At 56.3% G+C, this 17,224-nt stretch carries 14 protein-coding genes; 8 read left to right on the top strand and 6 right to left on the bottom strand.

Features of this window, described 5'->3' with window-relative positions; all coding sequences use genetic code 11:
- Positions 1-44 precede the first annotated feature (44 nt).
- Complete coding sequence (locus tag ACXAIA_RS16190) at positions 45-2,042, bottom strand: methyl-accepting chemotaxis protein (protein ID WP_475350235.1); 1,998 nt, start codon at positions 2,040-2,042, stop codon at positions 45-47.
- A 380-nt stretch (positions 2,043-2,422) separates the two neighbouring features.
- A complete protein-coding gene (locus ACXAIA_RS16185) occupies positions 2,423-3,370 on the bottom strand; it encodes a diacylglycerol/lipid kinase family protein (RefSeq protein ID WP_475350234.1) in 948 nt (315 codons plus the stop codon).
- Positions 3,371-3,588: 218 nt separating this feature from the next.
- On the opposite strand from ACXAIA_RS16185, the gene ACXAIA_RS16180 reads away from it, so the two are divergent.
- Both ACXAIA_RS16180 and ACXAIA_RS16175 read left to right on the top strand, forming a co-directional pair.
- Positions 3,589-4,506: a UDP-2,3-diacylglucosamine diphosphatase gene (locus ACXAIA_RS16180; protein WP_475350233.1), complete on the top strand. Its 918-nt coding sequence runs from the start codon at positions 3,589-3,591 to the stop codon at positions 4,504-4,506.
- Positions 4,503-5,645 (top strand): glycosyltransferase family 4 protein, encoded by a 1,143-nt coding sequence (locus ACXAIA_RS16175; protein ID WP_475350232.1) that lies wholly within the window; start codon positions 4,503-4,505, stop codon positions 5,643-5,645. The genes ACXAIA_RS16180 and ACXAIA_RS16175 overlap by 4 nt, the downstream gene beginning before the upstream one ends.
- A 13-nt stretch (positions 5,646-5,658) precedes the next feature.
- On the opposite strand, the gene ACXAIA_RS16170 is transcribed toward ACXAIA_RS16175, so the two are convergent.
- Positions 5,659-6,456 carry a hypothetical protein gene (locus ACXAIA_RS16170; protein WP_475350231.1) on the bottom strand — a complete coding sequence of 266 codons (798 nt, stop codon included), beginning with the start codon at positions 6,454-6,456 and terminating at the stop codon, positions 5,659-5,661.
- A 175-nt stretch (positions 6,457-6,631) separates the two neighbouring features.
- Here ACXAIA_RS16170 and ACXAIA_RS16165 point away from each other — a divergent pair, with 175 nt between their 5' ends.
- The 6 genes from ACXAIA_RS16165 (at position 6,632) to ACXAIA_RS16140 (ending at position 13,077) form a co-directional block, all read left to right on the top strand.
- A complete protein-coding gene (locus ACXAIA_RS16165; RefSeq protein ID WP_475350230.1) occupies positions 6,632-8,440 on the top strand; it encodes an ABC transporter ATP-binding protein in 1,809 nt (602 codons plus the stop codon).
- 62 nt (positions 8,441-8,502) lie between these two features.
- On the top strand, positions 8,503-9,234 hold the full coding sequence (locus ACXAIA_RS16160) for a lysophospholipid acyltransferase family protein (RefSeq protein WP_475350229.1): 732 nt from the start codon (positions 8,503-8,505) through the stop codon (positions 9,232-9,234).
- Positions 9,231-10,523 (top strand): 3-deoxy-D-manno-octulosonic acid transferase, encoded by a 1,293-nt coding sequence (locus tag ACXAIA_RS16155; protein ID WP_475350228.1) that lies wholly within the window; start codon positions 9,231-9,233, stop codon positions 10,521-10,523. Before ACXAIA_RS16160 ends, ACXAIA_RS16155 begins: the two co-directional genes overlap by 4 nt.
- Entirely contained in the window at positions 10,516-11,487 is a 972-nt protein-coding gene (lpxK, locus tag ACXAIA_RS16150; protein ID WP_475350227.1) for a tetraacyldisaccharide 4'-kinase, read from the top strand. Before ACXAIA_RS16155 ends, lpxK begins: the two co-directional genes overlap by 8 nt.
- On the top strand, positions 11,480-12,379 hold the full coding sequence (locus tag ACXAIA_RS16145) for an LpxL/LpxP family acyltransferase (protein ID WP_475344781.1): 900 nt from the start codon (positions 11,480-11,482) through the stop codon (positions 12,377-12,379). The genes lpxK and ACXAIA_RS16145 overlap by 8 nt, the downstream gene beginning before the upstream one ends.
- 104 nt (positions 12,380-12,483) lie before the next feature.
- Positions 12,484-13,077, top strand: a complete 594-nt coding sequence (locus ACXAIA_RS16140; RefSeq protein ID WP_475350226.1) for a hypothetical protein — start codon at positions 12,484-12,486, stop codon at positions 13,075-13,077.
- A gap of 15 nt (positions 13,078-13,092) precedes the next feature.
- Here ACXAIA_RS16140 and ACXAIA_RS16135 read toward each other — a convergent pair whose 3' ends face one another.
- The 3 genes from ACXAIA_RS16135 to xseA are packed head-to-tail and all read right to left on the bottom strand — an operon-like array spanning position 13,093 to position 17,197.
- Complete coding sequence (locus ACXAIA_RS16135) at positions 13,093-14,643, bottom strand: gamma-glutamyltransferase family protein (protein WP_475350225.1); 1,551 nt, start codon at positions 14,641-14,643, stop codon at positions 13,093-13,095.
- A gap of 14 nt (positions 14,644-14,657) precedes the next feature.
- Positions 14,658-15,512, bottom strand: a complete 855-nt coding sequence (locus ACXAIA_RS16130) for a M23 family metallopeptidase (RefSeq protein ID WP_475350224.1) — start codon at positions 15,510-15,512, stop codon at positions 14,658-14,660.
- Positions 15,512-17,197, bottom strand: a complete 1,686-nt coding sequence (xseA, locus tag ACXAIA_RS16125) for an exodeoxyribonuclease VII large subunit (protein WP_475350223.1) — start codon at positions 17,195-17,197, stop codon at positions 15,512-15,514. The genes ACXAIA_RS16130 and xseA overlap by 1 nt, the downstream gene beginning before the upstream one ends.
- Positions 17,198-17,224: the final 27 nt, after the last annotated feature.

Below are 17,224 nucleotides of genomic sequence, written 5' to 3'. Positions count from 1 at the left end.
CTTGGGTACTTGGGAGTTTCGGGTACTCAGGTCGGGGTGGAGACCTAAGCTGCCCGAATGGTACTGACAAAGCTGTCAGTGGCACCTTTCAGGGTGGTAAAGTTCTCAGACAAGGTGCTGACAGCGGTCAAAACGTCACTCGACGCTGTGCCCGCCTCGGTTACGGCCTGAGAAACCGTAACGATGTTGGAGCTCACAACAGTTGTCCCGGTTGCCGCTTGTTCGATGTTAAAGGCAATCTCGCGGGTGGCGGCTGACTGTTCCTCCACCGCCGAGGAAATCGTCGCGACAACCCCATCCATTTCCGTGATGGTTTTGCTGATCAGATCAATCTGACTGGCCGCAAAGCCGGTACGGCCCTGAAGACTGTCGACCTGCTTGCGAATTTCTTCCGTCGCCTTGGCCGTCTGGGCTGACAGGGTTTTGACCTCGTTGGCGACAACGGCAAAGCCTTTGCCGGCATCCCCGGCACGGGATGCCTCGATCGTCGCATTAAGCGCCAGCATGTTGGTCTGATCGGAAATATCGGTAATCAGTTTCAGCACGTGATCGATATTGTTCGATGCCTCGACCAGTTCCTGAATGCCACGCATGGTTTCACGGGCCTGATCAACGGCCGTTTTGGCGATCTCGGTCGAAAAGACGACCTGACGGTTGATCTCCTCAATTGAACTGTTGAGTTCTTCGGTCGCCGAGGCAACAGAGTCCACATTGCCACTTGCCTGCTCACTGGCCGAGGCAACAGCGGTTGTCTGCTCTGACGCAGTGTTTGCGATCTGGGACATGCCCGTCGCGGTAGCCTGCAATTCCACAGCAGCAGCCGCCACCGCTTCGATGATGCTTCCGACACTGTTGGTAAAGCTGTCTGCCGTCTGGTTCATGAACTGGCGATGCTGTTCCTTGGCACGTTCTTCCTGTGCCTGGGCCTCTGCTTCAAGCTCATCATTGCGGATGGCATTGGATTTGAACACCTGAACCGCCTGCGCCATCTGACCGATTTCGTCCTTGCGGGTTTGTCCCGGAATTTCGACGGAAAGATCACGGTCGGCAAGACGGCGCATGATCGCGGTTATGGCAATGATCGGACGCGACAAACGATCGCCCATCACCCAGGCCAGGATCATGCCCAAAACCGCCCCGCCAATGGATGCGATCAGGATTTCGGTCTCGGCCAGGATGATTTCGGCAACGACCTTTTCAAAGATGTTTTGTTCTGCCACTGCAAGGTCATGTTTCAGCGCCTCGGCATCGGCAATGATGCCCTCGGATGCTTCGCGCATGGTGCCATGGACCGTGGCAACAATTTCAAGCTCATCTGCGCGCACCTTGTCAAACACCTGCCGATAATCGGCAAACAGTTCCTTGGCATCATCCAGCACAGCTTTCAGATCACCTGTTAGCGGTTGATTACCAATCTGCCCCAAAGCGGTTTCAAGCTTGGCAAATTCATCCGCCGATTTGGCGCCAAAGCTGTCATCCTGACGGCCAATCAGGATATTGGCATAGAGGCGCGCCAGAAGCGCATGTTCGCGTGCCGCGACCGAGCGTTTGAGAAGCTCCATATCGCTGGTGTTCTGGGCATGGGCAACAAGCTTGTCGAGGTCAGCCACGATCTTGATCCCGTCCGGTTCAAGGCGATCAAGGATCAGGGAATGATATTCGTCGCTCAGGCTTTTGGCAGAGGCGAAACTTGCAAGATACGCGTCAAGCTCCTCGCCGATATGCTGGATGCGGCTTCGGTGTTCTTGGCCGACAAACTGCCCCTGGGCATCATCAAGCATCAGCTCAAGCTGCTTGGCATAGGTAAATACTGCTTCGGCATCGGCCGGGTCTGCCGTATTGGCAAATTCCCGCGTGTGGCTGTTAAAGCGCAAAAATTGGGTTTCGATCTCGCTGATCAGGGACGCTTCTTCAACATAATGGGCATATTCATCAACATCATGCGAGACTGCGACAAAGGTGACATAGGCAAAGGCAAGGGCCGCGATCAGAATTGCCAGAACAACAGCAAAACCAGCCAGAATTTTTGATTTGATGCGCATATTAGCCAACATCCCCGAGTTAAGAACCAAAGCAGAGGACCCCGAAACCATTGTCATTCTCCTTGGAAGGCGATGACGTTCATCAACGCTCGCCACTTCGGTCTAACGGAACTTTCCACGCCCCCAATATCCTCATATGAGGAGGGGTAAGGCGCCCGTGACGCCTTGAAATTAAAGTGGTAAAGAGAAATGCAACTTCAAGGAGTCGCTTCTTTATCATCATAAAAATATGATGAACCTTGAAATGCCGGGGATCAGCGATGAAGCCGGCGCGAAAACGCCTGACGGTTCAGGACAGCGTTCTTAAATGAAGTTTAATTAAAAATTGTGGTCGCGAAAATGGATCTGCACGCGGTTTAACCGCGAGGAAGCACCCGTCGCTAGTCCGCTGCAATCCGAAGCAGTTCCTGTGGCGGGCTATCTGATCTTGATGTCAAATCGGCATAGGCCGGTGGCACCATCAGCCGCACCGGATAGGGTGACAAGCTGATTTCACAGGGAAGCTTGCCGGCACTTTCCCCGTCAATCTGAAGCGGGGCCGGGCCGCAATGGCTGGTGATCGTGATGCGTTCAGAGCGGACCACCGACACATCACTTTGGGCATGCAAACGATTCAGCGTCAGCGCCAGGCCATACCGTGACAGGGCACCGATCCCGTTGCCGGGCATCATCACCACATCAAGACTGTTGGCGGTCAAACTGGCTTCAGGCGAAATAATGAACGCGCCGCCATAGTGGCGCGCATGGGTTACAACGACGCCCGCCACACGGTAGTTTTCCCGGCCGATATTGACTTCAAAATCGCGATGATGTGGAAAGAAAATATTGCGAAGACCTTCGAGAACATAGGCGCCCTTGCCAATCAGACGTTTGAGCCGCAGCGACACATTGGCCACAGTGTCGGCATCGGCCCCCATACCAACCATCAAAAAGAATGCCCGACCATTCACCAACCCCGGCCGGACCCAGACCATGCCGGGATTGTTGATATACTCGGCAATCGCGCGTGCCTTGATCTCAAGCCCTACCTCAACCGCCAACACATTGGCAGTGCCCAGCGGTATAATGCCCAGTGGCGGGACTTCGTGACCGTCGATCTGGGCATCCAGCAAGCCGTTGAGCGCCTCATTCAGTGACCCGTCACCGCCAGCAACGAACAGACGTTGATGGGCACGCACCTTGCGCGCCAATTCGCGGGCGTGACCGGGATGGGTGGTCTGAAGCAATTCCACCTTGATACCGGCATGTTGCAATATCTGGGACAGAAACCGCTGTTTATTGCCCCCGGCACGTGGATTGAAGATGACAGTCACATCCGCTTCGGTCATTTGGACCCACTTCCGAAATAAAAATGAAATAAATTTATCACTTACCCTACCATATGAAATAAAACGTGTAACAGTTGCTTTACAGAACCGCGAAATTTCTGTGAACGGGTTATATAATCGAACGATTTGTTTTAAACGGATACTGGTTGGGGACAGTATTCGGCACGAAACTTTGTCGAATTCCAGCCATCCTTTTGGCAGGATACGGAGGAGCGGCAATGACAGCGATGACGCTGCAACCGCATTACCGCACGGTCTGGATTTCAGACGTCCATCTGGGGACACGTGGATGTCAGGCAGACCTTCTATTGGATTTCCTCAATGAAGTAACGGCAGACACCTACTATCTGGTGGGTGACATCATTGACGGCTGGCGGCTCAAGAAAAGCTGGTACTGGCCCGAAAGTCATCATGCCGTGATCACGACAATCATGGAAAAGGCAAAGAATGGCGCCAAAGTCATCTTCGTCCCCGGGAACCATGATGAATTCGCCCGTGAATTTGTCGACATGACCTTTGGCCATGTCGACGTCAAAATGAACGACATCCATGTCACCGCCGATGGCAAGCGCCTGCTGGTCATTCACGGCGATGAGTTTGACGGGGTCGTCAAATATGCCAAGTGGCTCGCCTATCTGGGTGACACGGCCTACAACCTTGCGATCGCGCTCAACCGTTATTTCAACGGCGTGCGCCGCCGTCTGGGATACGGGTACTGGTCGCTTTCGGCCTATCTCAAGAACCGGGTCAAAAACGCGGTTCAGTTTATTTGCAACTTTGAAAACGCCGTTGCCCACGAAGCTGCCAAACGCAAGGTGGATGGCGTGGTCTGTGGGCATATCCATCACGCAGAAAAACGCGAAATCGGCGATGTCCTATATTGCAACGATGGTGACTGGGTCGAAAGCTGCACCGCCCTTGTCGAAGACAAGGATGGCCAGCTTGAATTGCTGCATTGGGCTGAAATGCGACAGATGGCAATGAGCCATTCCAGCCCCGGCCGCGATGCTGTCAGCACCCCGTCACTTGGCCTTGGCAAACTGATTTCCATGTTCCGTACCGCCCACAGCGCGGGCAACTCTGCATCCGGCTCTTCGAAAAAGGGCAATGATGCACCGATTGGAAAGACTGCATGAAAATACTGATCGTAACCGATGCCTGGTATCCGCAGGTCAACGGTGTTGTCCGTACCCTTGAAACCGTACGCGGCGAGCTGGGCGAGATGGGACATGACGTCCATGTCATCTCGCCCGATCAGTTCAAGACCATTCCCTGCCCGACCTATCCGGAAATCCGGCTGGCCCTGTTTGCCAAACGCAAGATGGCCAAAATGATCGAGGCCCTGCATCCGGTTGCCATTCATATCTCAACCGAAGGACCACTGGGTCAGGCCGCCCGGGCCTATTGCCTTAAAAACGGCATTCCGTTTTCAACCGCCTATCACACGCGCTTCCCGGAATATATTCATGCCCGCTGGCGCCTGCCGCTTTCGATCCTGTATCGCGGCATGAAGCATTTCCACGGCAAATCGCAATCCGTCATGGTGGCGACCGAAACCCTGCGTCAGGAACTGTCCGACTGGGGGTTCAACAACCTTCATATCTGGTCGCGCGGCGTGGACCTTGATCTGTTCCGCCCCCGGTCTGATGCCAGCTTCGGCGACTTCCCGAAACCGCACTGGCTGTTTGTTGGCCGTGTGGCAGTGGAAAAGAATATCGGCCATTTCCTGGATCTTGACCTCCCCGGCACAAAATTCGTGGTCGGTGATGGACCACAACTGGCCGAGCTCAAGGGCAAATATCCCAACGCGCAGTTCCTGGGTAAAAAGGTCGGCGAAGAACTCGCAACCGCCTTTGCGTCCGCCGATGTCTTTGTCTTCCCCAGCAAGACCGACACGTTCGGCCTTGTCATCCTTGAGGCACTGGCATCTGGCACCCCGGTCGCCGTCTTCCCGGTGCAGGGACCAGCCGATATCGTGCGTGGCACCAAGGCCGGTGCGATTGACGCCGATCTGCGGGAGGCCGCCTTGGCCGCGTTGGAACTAAAAGGCGAGGATGCCCGCGCACTGGCCGAACAATATAGCTGGCGCAACTCCGCCAACCAGTTCCTGCACAATCTCGCACCGTTTTCCGGTGGGTTTGACGGGATTGAGGCCATCCGGGTATCGCTTGATGATGTGGCAAACGCCAGCACAGCAAAACCGGATGCGTCTGACCAAGACCGGGAAACCGACACAAATGCGGGCACAGCCCCCATCGGCCAACCTGCACAATAGGCCTTGGCGGAGACTAGCGATAAAGACTTTTACGCAAGGTCCGATAGGCCCAAAGCCCGTTGAGCGCATCGGTGCCCAGCCAACGTCGGAATGGGCGCAGCAGCAGGTAAACCGGGCGCAAGAGCCGGATTACCTTGCGCAGTGGCACCAACTGCGGGGCATCTTCGCCTGCAGCCTGGACATAGGCCTGCCACCCGGCACGCAGCAGTTCCGGGCGTTTTTTGAATTCTCGCTGGATGGAAAACACAAACAGCAAGACGTCACGCGCCTGCGCATCAATTAACGGCATGCGGGCGTTCGGATCTTCTTCAAAATCGATAAAGCCGATCTGACCATCATCGCGCAGCGTCATGTTCCGCAATAACGGCGCACCATGCGCTATGCCTTCACCATGCAAACCTGCCAAAGCAGTGCCGGCCTTAACAACATGGGCGCGGATGGCGTCATCATCGCCCTTTTGCACATCATCATCGATACAGCTTTGCAGGATGCGGCCATTATCACCAATGGCAATCCAGCTTTCCCCGACATCAATCAGATCGGGAACCAGCACACCTGCCGACGCAAGTTTACGCAAGGTTGCCGCCTCGCTTTCAAGTCCTTGCTGCCCGCCCGGCGACACTGTCGGGCGCAGCAATGGAATACCGGTAATATTAGCGGCAAAGCGTTGAACGCGATGCCAGACCTTGTGCTTGGCCGCGACCGATTGTTTGACCCAGATGCGGCGGTTCTCCCAGCGCAGCGGGAAAACGCGTGCACCCACGCCCTGGGCAAGGGTATGTTCAACAAGTGCGTGGAGTTGCTCGTTCATTTATTTGTCTTATATGTCGCTGCGCGGTCACTGCACGCACAGTCGATTTTGTGTCCCGAATACGCGCGCTGCGGCTTGCCGCCTATGGCCCGGCATGATAGCAACAGCGCGTGCACTTAAATCATATTTTGCAGCCATATCCATAGAGATAGTATCACGTTGATACAACGTGGAAATGGCTTCGAAGATCAGGAACAGATTATTGCCCAAGAATTCCCTCGACCATACTGCAGAACATTGGGGCACATGGCCGCTGGTCCAACGCATCGTTAAGGATGCCGTTGCACCCTATTTCGGCAAGATCCTTCTTGCGCTTCTGTGTATGGCGGCAATGGCTGGTGCGACTGGCCTTTATGCGCTTTTGATGGATCCGATCATCAATGATGTTTTCATCAACAAGCAGGAAAACATGCTGGTACCGGTCGGGGCGGCTGTTCTTGGATCCTTCGCGCTCAAGGGCTTTGCCAATTATGGCCAGACCGTTCTGATGAGCTATGTCGGCGGGCGTATTCTGGCGGATCTGCAAAACAGCCTTTATGAACATGTCATTCGCCTTGATATCGGCTTCTTCCACAGCACCAATACCGGCAAGCTGATCACGCGCTTCACCAATGACATCACTGCGATGCGTGCGGCTGTTTCAAACTCGCTCACCGGGTTTGGCAAGGACCTGCTGACGGCCGTGGTTCTGGTCGGTGTGATGTTCTACAAGGACTGGCTGCTTGCGATCATCGCGTTTACCGTATTCCCCGCTGCGATCTATCCGATTGCGCGACTGGGTAAACGCATGCGCAAGGTTTCCGCAAATACCCAGCAGCAGATTGGCGAGTTCGCCACCCTGCTTGAACAGACCTTCCAGGGCATCCGCCATGTGAAGGCCTACGGTATGGAGCCCTATGAATGTTCACGCATGGGCAAGCTGGTTGAAACCGTCTTCAAGCTGAGCTTCAAGGCATCAACGGTCAGCGCACGTTCATCGCCCATCATGGAAACGCTTGGTGGTGCAGCCATCACCGCGATCATCATTTATGGCGGCAGCCGCGTGATTGATGGGGCGAGTGACCCGGGCAGCTTCTTTGCCTTTATCACCGCCCTTCTTCTGGCCTACGAGCCGGTTAAACGCCTGGCAAACATCAACATCACCCTGCAACAGGGCCTCGCCGCGTCCCAGCGCGTCTTTACGGTTCTGGATATCGAACCTGAAATCAAGGACGCCCCGGACGCCAAGGACCTCGTGGTTTCGGGTGGCAACATCAATTTCAAAAACGTTGCCTTTGCCTATAACCCGGAAATCACTGCTCTTCGCGAGATTGATCTGGATATCAAGGCGGGCGAAACCGTGGCCCTTGTCGGCCCGTCGGGAGCAGGCAAATCAACCATTCTGAACCTCATCCCGCGTTTCTATGACATCAATCAGGGTGCGATTACCATTGATGGGCAGGATATCCGCAATGTGACGCTTGAAAGCCTGCGCAAGGCAACAGCACTCGTCAGTCAGGAAATCACCCTGTTTGATGACACGGTGCGGGCCAACATCGCCTATGGCCGGGCCGGTGCATCCGATGCCGAGATCGAAGAAGCCGCAAGGCAGGCCGCCGCCCATGATTTCATCGGGCAGCTTGAACATGGCTATGACACGATTGTCGGCGAGCATGGCGTGAAGCTTTCCGGTGGTCAGCGTCAGCGTATCGCCATTGCACGTGCGATGCTCAAAAACGCGCCGATCCTGTTGCTTGATGAAGCGACCTCCGCCCTTGATACGGAATCTGAGCGCCATATTCAGGGCGCGCTTTCCGAATTGATGAAGGGGCGTACCACCCTTGTGATCGCACACCGTCTGTCGACCATTGTTGATGCCGACAAGATTTGTGTGATCAGCAACGGTCGCGTGACCGAACAGGGCAAACACGATGAATTGCTAGAGCAAGGAGGGGCTTATGCCCATCTCTATAACTTGCAATTCTCGGAAGAAAACGGAAACTGATCCGGGCAACTTCGGGACAATCGGGCGTGCAGTGGCATAAACGGATCATAAAAAGCGACACAATGCGCAGCACTCTGTGCTGGCTTGCAGCAGCATATGTGCGCCTGATCCGTGCTACCGGACGCTGGCGCACCGAAGGCGGTGATCATCCAGCCCATTACCTGACAGAGGGCAAGCCGTTTATTGTCGCCTTCTGGCATCAGCGTCTGTTGATGATGCCCTATACGTGGCGTTCTGTTGGCGGCGACCGGCCGTTTAACATGCTGATTTCATCGCACCGCGACGGGGAAATCATCTCACGCACGGTGGCCCAGTTTGATATCAAAACCATCGCCGGATCGACCGGCAAGGGTAAGGGCGGTGCAGCCGCCCTGCGCCAGATCCTCAAGGCGCTGAAAGCCGGTGAAGTGGTCGGCATGACCCCGGATGGCCCGCGCGGTCCGCGCATGCGCGCTTCTGACGGCGTCATTCAGGCGGCTCGCATGGCGGGTGTTCCTGTCTTTCCGCTAACCTATTCAGCCTCGAACCGGAAGGTGTTTGGCAGCTGGGATCGCTTTGTTCTGCCGTTGCCCTTCTCGCGCGGGGTCTTTCATTGGGGCGATCCGATTTTTGTTGATCGCAAACTTGATGAAGCCGGCCTTGAAGCCAAACGGATCGAGCTTGAAGAGGCGCTAACCCGACTGACCCAGGAAACCGACAGCAAACTTGGCCTTGATGTGATCCCGCCAGCGGGCCCAGATGAATTGCCCAAGCAAAAGCGATCAGCGATGGCTGCGGGGGATACCGGGTCATGAGCCTGTTTTACGCCTATCGCGCCGCGACCCGCCTTCTCGGCCCGGTGGTTAACCTGTATCTCAACCGGCGCAAAAACCGTGGCAAGGAAGATGCTGGCCGCATTGGCGAGCGGTTTGGTCATCCCGGTGCCGCACGCCCCAAAGGCCATCTGGTCTGGATACATGGCGCCAGTGTTGGTGAATCCCTTTCGGCCCTGCCGGTGATTGATGAAATCCGCCGTCGATATCCGGAGGCCTCCATTCTGGTCACCACAGGCACGGTCACCTCGGCAACCATGATGCATGCCCGCCTGCCCAAGGGTGTCATTCACCAGTTCGTGCCAATTGACCGGCAAGTCTGCGTTGCAAGGTTCCTCCATCATTGGAAGCCCGATGTCGCGCTTTGGCTGGAAAGCGACTTCTGGCCGAACCTTTTAACCAAGGCGCAAAAAGCTGGCGTCAAACTGGCCCTGCTGAATGGGCGTATTTCGGAAAAGAGTTTCAAGGAATACTCACGCTATCCGTCCTTTATCCGCCCGGTGATTTCCGCCTTTGATGTGATCCTGACCCAAAGCAGCAAGGAAACTGCGCGGTTTGAAAAACTAGGTGCTTCTTCTGTTCAAACTGTCGGCAATCTGAAATTCGCAGCCCCCCCACTACCTGCAGAGGAAACGGCACTCGCCAAGCTGCAGCAACAAATCGGCAGCCGCCCGGTCTGGCTGGCTTCAAGCACGTTTAAGGGCGAAGAAGAAATTGCCGGTGATGTGCACAAGAAACTCGCCAAGGACCATACAGGTGTTTTGACCATCATCGTACCGCGTCACCCTGATCGCGCCGATGATATCGAATCCGATCTGGTTGCCCAGGGTCTTCAGGTATCGCGTCGCAGCCTTGGACATGACATCACACCCGGTACCGATGTCTATCTTGCCGATACGATGGGTGAGCTTGGCCTGTTTTACCGCATCGCGCCGATTGTCTTTATGGGCAAGACGCTTTGTGTCGGCGGGGGGCAAAACCCGCTTGAACCGGCACGCCTTGACTGCGCCATCCTGCATGGCCCGGATATGAGCAACTTTGCAGCCATCAGTTCCGAAATGCTGGCCAGTGGCGCCTGCCGCCCGGCAAGCGATGCCGATGATCTGGCACGCCAAGTCACCGCCCTGCTTCGCGATCCGGACAGTGCCGAAAAAATCGCCAAAGCTGCCCTGGATTATGCGAATTCCAAGGCCGAAGTTCTCGACCGTACCATGGATGCCCTGCGTCCCTTGATGACACAAAAGGCCATCAAAGAGGTCGATCATGCGTGATCCGGAATTTTGGCAGCATGACGGGGTTATCCCGAAGCTCCTCAGTCCGCTTTCTGCGGCTTGGCGCGCCGGCGCCTGTTTTCGCAAACTGACCACGACACCACGTCATCCCGGCTGCCCGGTTTTTTGCGTTGGCAATTTCACCGTGGGCGGGGCCGGTAAAACCCCAACCGCAGTGGCGCTTTATGCGCTGCTGACAAAGCTTGGCCGCACCCCGCATTTTGTCAGCCGCGGCTATGGCGGATCCATCGAAGGTCCGCATCGGGTGGACCCGCAAGCTGATACCGCAGACAAGGTCGGGGACGAACCGCTTTTACTCGCCCAGCACGGCCCGGCATGGATTTCACGCAACCGTGCCTTGGGTGCAGAAATGGCCTGTGGTGCCGGGGCCAATGCGATCATTCTCGATGACGGACTGCAAAACCCGACCCTGATCAAGGATTGCAGCTTTGCCGTGATCGACAGCACTTACGGTATCGGCAATGGCCGCGTCATGCCCGCAGGTCCGATGCGTGAACCCCTGATCAGTGGTCTGGAAAAGGTTCGGGCCATCATCCTGATTGGCGATCAGACACCTGAATTCATCACCCACCTGCCGGCTTCTGTTCCGGTCTTAAGGGCGGCTGTTGCGCCAACCAACGCGGCAGCATTTGATCAGGCACGGTTTCTGGCCTTTGCCGGTATTGGGCGCCCGTCCAAATTCTATGACAGCCTGAAACAGGCTGGGGCGCAGATCATCGAGACCCGCGATTTCCCGGATCACCATCCCTTCACGTCCCAGGAGCTGACCGACCTGCGCGCAGCCGCAACACGGCTTGATGCACGGCTTGTCACCACCCAAAAGGACTTGATGCGCTTGCCAAGCCAAAGCCGGCACGGCATAAGCAGTCTCGATATTCGTCTGGTGTTCGAGGCACCAGATCAGCTTGCAAAGATCGTGACGTCAGTACTCGCCGATGGATAAGAACAGCCAGCTCTACAAGATGCGCCAGAAATACATCTCCCACCCGCTACAGGGGTTCGGGGCGTATTTGGCCTATTGGATGTTTGCCGCAATGCCGATTGGAACGGCATCGGCCTTTGGCGGCTGGCTGTTGCGCACACTTGGCCCCAAGGTCGGCCAGACCAAGAAGGCGCGCAATAATCTGGTCGCGGCTTTCCCCGAAAAATCCCCGGAAGAGATCGATAAGATCATCATCGGCATGTGGGAAAATCTGGGTCGGTCTGTTGGCGAAATCCCCCACCTGCACAAATTGAAACCGGGGGGCCCGAACATTGAAATCGTTGGGGCCGAACATGGACTCGCGACAAAAGATGATGACAAGCCGGGCCTGTTCTTCACCGGTCATATCGGCAACTGGGAAGTCAGCATGTGCATCGCCACCGTGCTTGAGATGGACATGATGAGTGTCTATCGCGCACCGGACAACCCGTGGGTCGACAATCTGTTTATGCGGGCGCGCAAAACATTTCGGGGGCAATTGGTTAAAAAAGGCCCCGATGGTGCGCGCAAACTGACCCGCTTTATGAAAGAAGGCGGCCACGCCTGTATGCTGGTGGACCAAAAAATGGCCGACGGTATCGCCGTCCCGTTCTTTGGCCGTGATGCGATGACAGCCCCGGCATTGGCCCAGTTTGCCATCAAATATGACGCACCAATTATTCCGGTCCGGGTCGAACGTCTCAATGGCGTGCATTTCCGCATGACCTTTTATCCGGCACTATCAGTTCCGCGCACAGGCGACCGCCACAAAGACACCCTGGCGATCATGACCGAAGTCAACGCCACTCTGGAAAGCTGGATCCGCGAACGCCCCGAACAGTGGCTATGGCTTCATCGACGCTGGCCGAAATAAACCCGATACAAACGAATTGATAGTGGCATTAACCGAATGGGAACCCTGTTGGCACAGACTGGGGTTTCGCTTCTTGTTGAACGCGTCTTCGGAGCCCACCTTTCTTGCGCCGCTTGCTGATCATTTTGTGTCTTATCCTTGCAGGGTCGCTCTTTGTTGCCTGGCCAACAATGGCGCTTGATCAGGATGATACGACCATTCGCGATACGGCGCGCGATATCCGGTTGCGGATTTCCGAACTTGATCAGCAACTCAAGGGACATATTCGCCGCGCCCTTGAAGAATTCGGCAAGCGACAGGTTGAATGTACAACCGACCAACCGCGGAAATCTCTTTCGGACTGTATCGAGGATGATGCCCGCGATCTGACCCGAACCACGATTACAATCGCCGCTGCCGGGCAGGATGACGCCGACCTTCTTGATGATCTGGCCGATACCGAGGAACGCTTTGCCGTCTTCACCCGCGAGATGAACCAGACAAACGATCTTCTCGCACGTGCGGGCGCCACGCTGTATCTCAACAGCCTTGATGTCGTCCCGGAGATGGATCAGCTGCGCCGCGATGTCATCGTCTATATAGAGCGCAAGCAGGCCTACGAATTACGCACCAAGCAGGCGCTTTTGATCGCCACCGTCGCCATCATTCTGGTCATGATCTTCTCGTTGATCTTCGCAGTTGTTAAGCGGTTCCGCTAAGCCCCGCCATATCAATTACCCGCTTTGACCGACAATGACCTGATGGCCATTGCGCCGACCATCGCCAATCGCCGAAAGCATGTCCCCGTCACCACTGACCTTGGCTGCATGCACGCCGCCAAAGAACATGTCCTCGCACTCCCAGCGATGCTGATTGGCAAGGCTCAACCCATCCAGCAATGCGCCATCAAATCCGGGCTCAACCGATAAAAGATCATCCTCGACATGCATACGCGGTGCAGAAATCGCCCCATGCAGGGTCATGTCAAACGCATCGATATTGAGCAATACCTGCAACATGGTCGACCGGATGCGGTTTGATCCGCCCGACCCAAGCGCAACCGACGCTCCGTCCTCGCCCAGATAAAGGGCTGGCGTCATCATCGAGGTCATCCGAACCCCGCACGGCCAGTTATGAAAACCGTCGGGTGAAAGATCGGTCTCGCCCAGCATGTTATTCATCATGATCCCGGTCCCGGGCACAACACGGCCCGATGAGGAGCCATTTGAAATCGTCGCGGCCGCAAGGTTGCCATCGGCATCCACGACTGAGATATGGGTCGTTCCCTGCTGACTGAGCGGCCGTTCGCCAATCATTGATCGATACCGCTCACACAACTCATCGCCGAGAATGATGGAACTTGCCCCATACTCCCCACGGGCAAGACCGGTGGCATGAATGATCCGTGACATCGCCTCAAGATGACGTTCCGAACCAAACCCACCGAGCGCCATTTCACGCGCCAGCTTCAAACCAAACCCGACCAGAACCCCGCCAGACGCTGGTGGTGCGTTAAGAACAAACCGTCCCTTGCGCCCGGACACCAACAGCGGATCACGGACCAGAACCCGATAATGCGCCAAATCCTGCGCGGTGAGGTAGCCACCATGCGCCGCACATTCAGATGCGAGCTTGGAGCCCAGATCGCCCTTATAAAATCCTTCCGCCCCACTTTCGACCAGATAGGCAATGCTGTCGGCCAGATCAGGCTGGCGATGGGCCACACCGGCATCAAGCAAATCGAAATTGTCCGGGTTGGTTTCGCCCGCCTTGCCAAACACCTGTCGGCTATCGGGCGAAAAGGCCAGAAGTGGCTCGACAATGCCCATGACATAGCGCTGAAACGCATCAAGTTTTACGCCATCCTTTGCGGCCTCGATCGCCGGTTCGGCCAATTGCGCCATCGACAGTTTGGCCAGATCGTCATGCACGGCAAAAAGCCCCGAAACCACGCCCGGCGTAGCGACTGATCCATAGCCGCCGTGAAATTCCTGCGTCACGCCACCGGCAAATGTCGCAAGGCGGCTTTCAAATTCAAGGTTTTCACGGGATCGTTTTTCAAGCGGGGTCTCGACAAAGAAATCATAAAGCCGCGGCGTTTTCCCGGCAGGTCTGGCCATAACAAACCCACCGCCGCCAAGGGATGCCAGAACCGGCTCGGCCACACAGGCTGCCCACATCGCGGCAATCACCGCATCAAAGGCATTGCCGCCTTCTTCCAGTACACGGGCCGCCGCATTTGCGGTAACAGAATGTCCTGCGGCAACAGCTCCGTGGGTTTTCATGATCTTAGTTCCGCTCAGTTATTGGCATTTGCCGTTTTGCGCGCTTCTTCCATCGGCGGCACCAGCAATTGGGCATCAATTCTGGCAGCACCAACATTCACCCGCCAATCCAGATGCGGGCCGGTTGATCGCCCAGATGATCCCACCCTGGCAATCACATCGCCCTGACGCACGACATCGCCGACCTGCACCTCCATCTCCGACAGGTGCAAAAAGGCCGACACAACACCAAGGCCGTGGTCGATAAACAGGGTCGCACCGGAGAAATACATATCGGGATGCGCCAGTGTCACAATACCATCTGCCGGTGCGATGACGGGCGTGCCAGCCGGAACGGCGATATCAATGCCCCAATGCGGTGCGCGCGGTTCCCCGTTCAGGATGCGTTGTGATCCGTAAACGCCACTGATCGGACCAACTGCCGGCCAGATAAAACCACTTTGCAGGAAGTCCTCGGAAAAGCGTTCGGTTCGCGCTTCACGCGCCTGACGCGAATCATCCTGAATGCGGCTGATCACTTCCGGGTCCGGATTGACCATTTTGGGGGCCAGCCCATCAATTCGCTGAATGTTAAATTCGCGATCCGTTATCTCGTAGCTGAACGCCTCGATGCTGCCATCGGCATGCTGGATGCTGACCCGTGCCGGGCCTTCGTAGTCGCGCGGAAAGCCCAAAACAAACCGGCCATCGGGTGCGATTGTGTCAATTGCCTCGTCATCAAGCAGCACCTTCGATCCGGCATCGGTTTGTCCAAACACGATCCCGCCCTGAACAAACGCACCCTTGTAGGTCGGCTCGGCGGCCTGGGCAGACGCGCCAATCACCAAAAGGCCAGCCAGCGCCAGCATGCCGGAAATGGTTTTACGCATTACAGAAGGCTCCCTTGCCTGTCATCGTCCTTAGGACGCGGGTTTTTCTTCTTTGCCGGTTTTGGCTTGGTGGGCTTTTCGGGTTTCGCTGCTGCCGGTTCGGCGGATGATTCTTTATGCGCTTCTGGCGAGCCACCACCCGCGTCAGAAGCGGATTTGACATCGACACCCTCGCCTGCTGTTACCCGGGTAACGCCATCGCCCATTTCAAGATCATAGCCCTCACCCGCAACGATATCGGCCGACTTGCCAATCAGGTTACCTGCGCCATCACGCACCACCGCGAACCCGCGTTTGAGTACATTGCGATAGGAATAGCTCTCCAGAAGCCTGTCATAACGCGCCAGCCCTTCGGCCTCTCGCGTCAGGGTATTGCGAACTGCCCTCTGCAGACGGCTGGCCAGATCAATGATCTGCTTGTCGGCGCGTGCCATATCACGTTTGGCATCACGAGGGCGCAGACCGGCACTTGCCCGATCAAGACATGATTGCTGCATCTGCAGGGCCGATTTCATCGCCCCGTCCAAACGCAGGGCGGCATTTTCCAGACGTCCGCGTTTTTCCGAAAGCTGTTCACGCGGACTGACCAGTCGCGCACTGGCTTCATTCAAGCGTGCACGTGCCTGCTGCGTGACATTGACGGCCGCGCGCGGCAATCGATCCGCCCAGTTATCAAGGGTCTGACTGCGTTCTTCGAGCATGCGTTTGGGATCACCCAAACCGCGCGCCAGACTTTCAAGAGCTGTTTTCTTCTCAACACCCAAACGCCGCACAGCCTGTGCCAGACGCAGACCATCTTCCTCGACCTGCCCGATCAGTTCGCTTCGCACCGGCACAGCCTTTTCCGCCGCCCCGGTTGGGGTTGGGGCGCGCAGATCAGAGACAAAATCAATCAGGGTGGTGTCGGTTTCATGCCCGACGGCCGATATCACCGGAATGTCAGATTCAGCCACCGCACGGGCGACAACTTCCTCGTTAAACGACCACAAATCTTCAAGTGACCCGCCACCGCGCGCAACGATCAGCACATCGGGACGCGGGATCTGGCCATAGGGCAAAAGATCATTAAAACCCCGCACGGCCTCAGCGACCTGATCAGCCGCCCCCTGCCCCTGTACCAGCACGGGCCACAGCAGAACCCGGCGCGGAAAACGATCGCGCAGGCGGTGCATGATATCACGGATCACCGCCCCGGTGGGTGATGTGACAATGCCAATGACATCAGGCAGGAACGGGATCGGCTTTTTGCGTTCCGGCTCAAACAAACCTTCCGCGGCGAGTTTCTTTTTGCGTTCTTCCAGAAGCTTTAAAAGCGCGCCTTCGCCCGCCACTTCCATCGTCTCGATGACGATCTGGTATTTCGACCGACCGGGGAATGTCGTTAGTCGTCCGGTGACGATGACTTCCATGCCGTCTTCGGGCACAAGGCCAAGCTTGCCCGCCTGCCCGCGCCAGCACACGCCATCCAGCACCGCCTTGTCGTCCTTGAGTGCAAGATACAGATGCCCGCTGGCAGCACGCTTGAACCCGGAAATTTCGCCGCGCACCCGGACAAAGGAAAAGGCATCCTCGACTGTGCGTTTCAGCGCGTTTGACAGGTCGGAAACCGAAAATTCGGGCGTATTTCCCGATTTTGCAGGCGTTTCGGGAACCGGGGCGTAAGGGTCGAACAAATCTTGCGTCATCAAGGGTACTTTATGCTAAAAGCCCGC

This window comes from Thalassospira sp. ABL2_045, from assembly GCF_056161285.1.
This window is presented reverse-complemented; position numbering and strand designations above follow the sequence as displayed.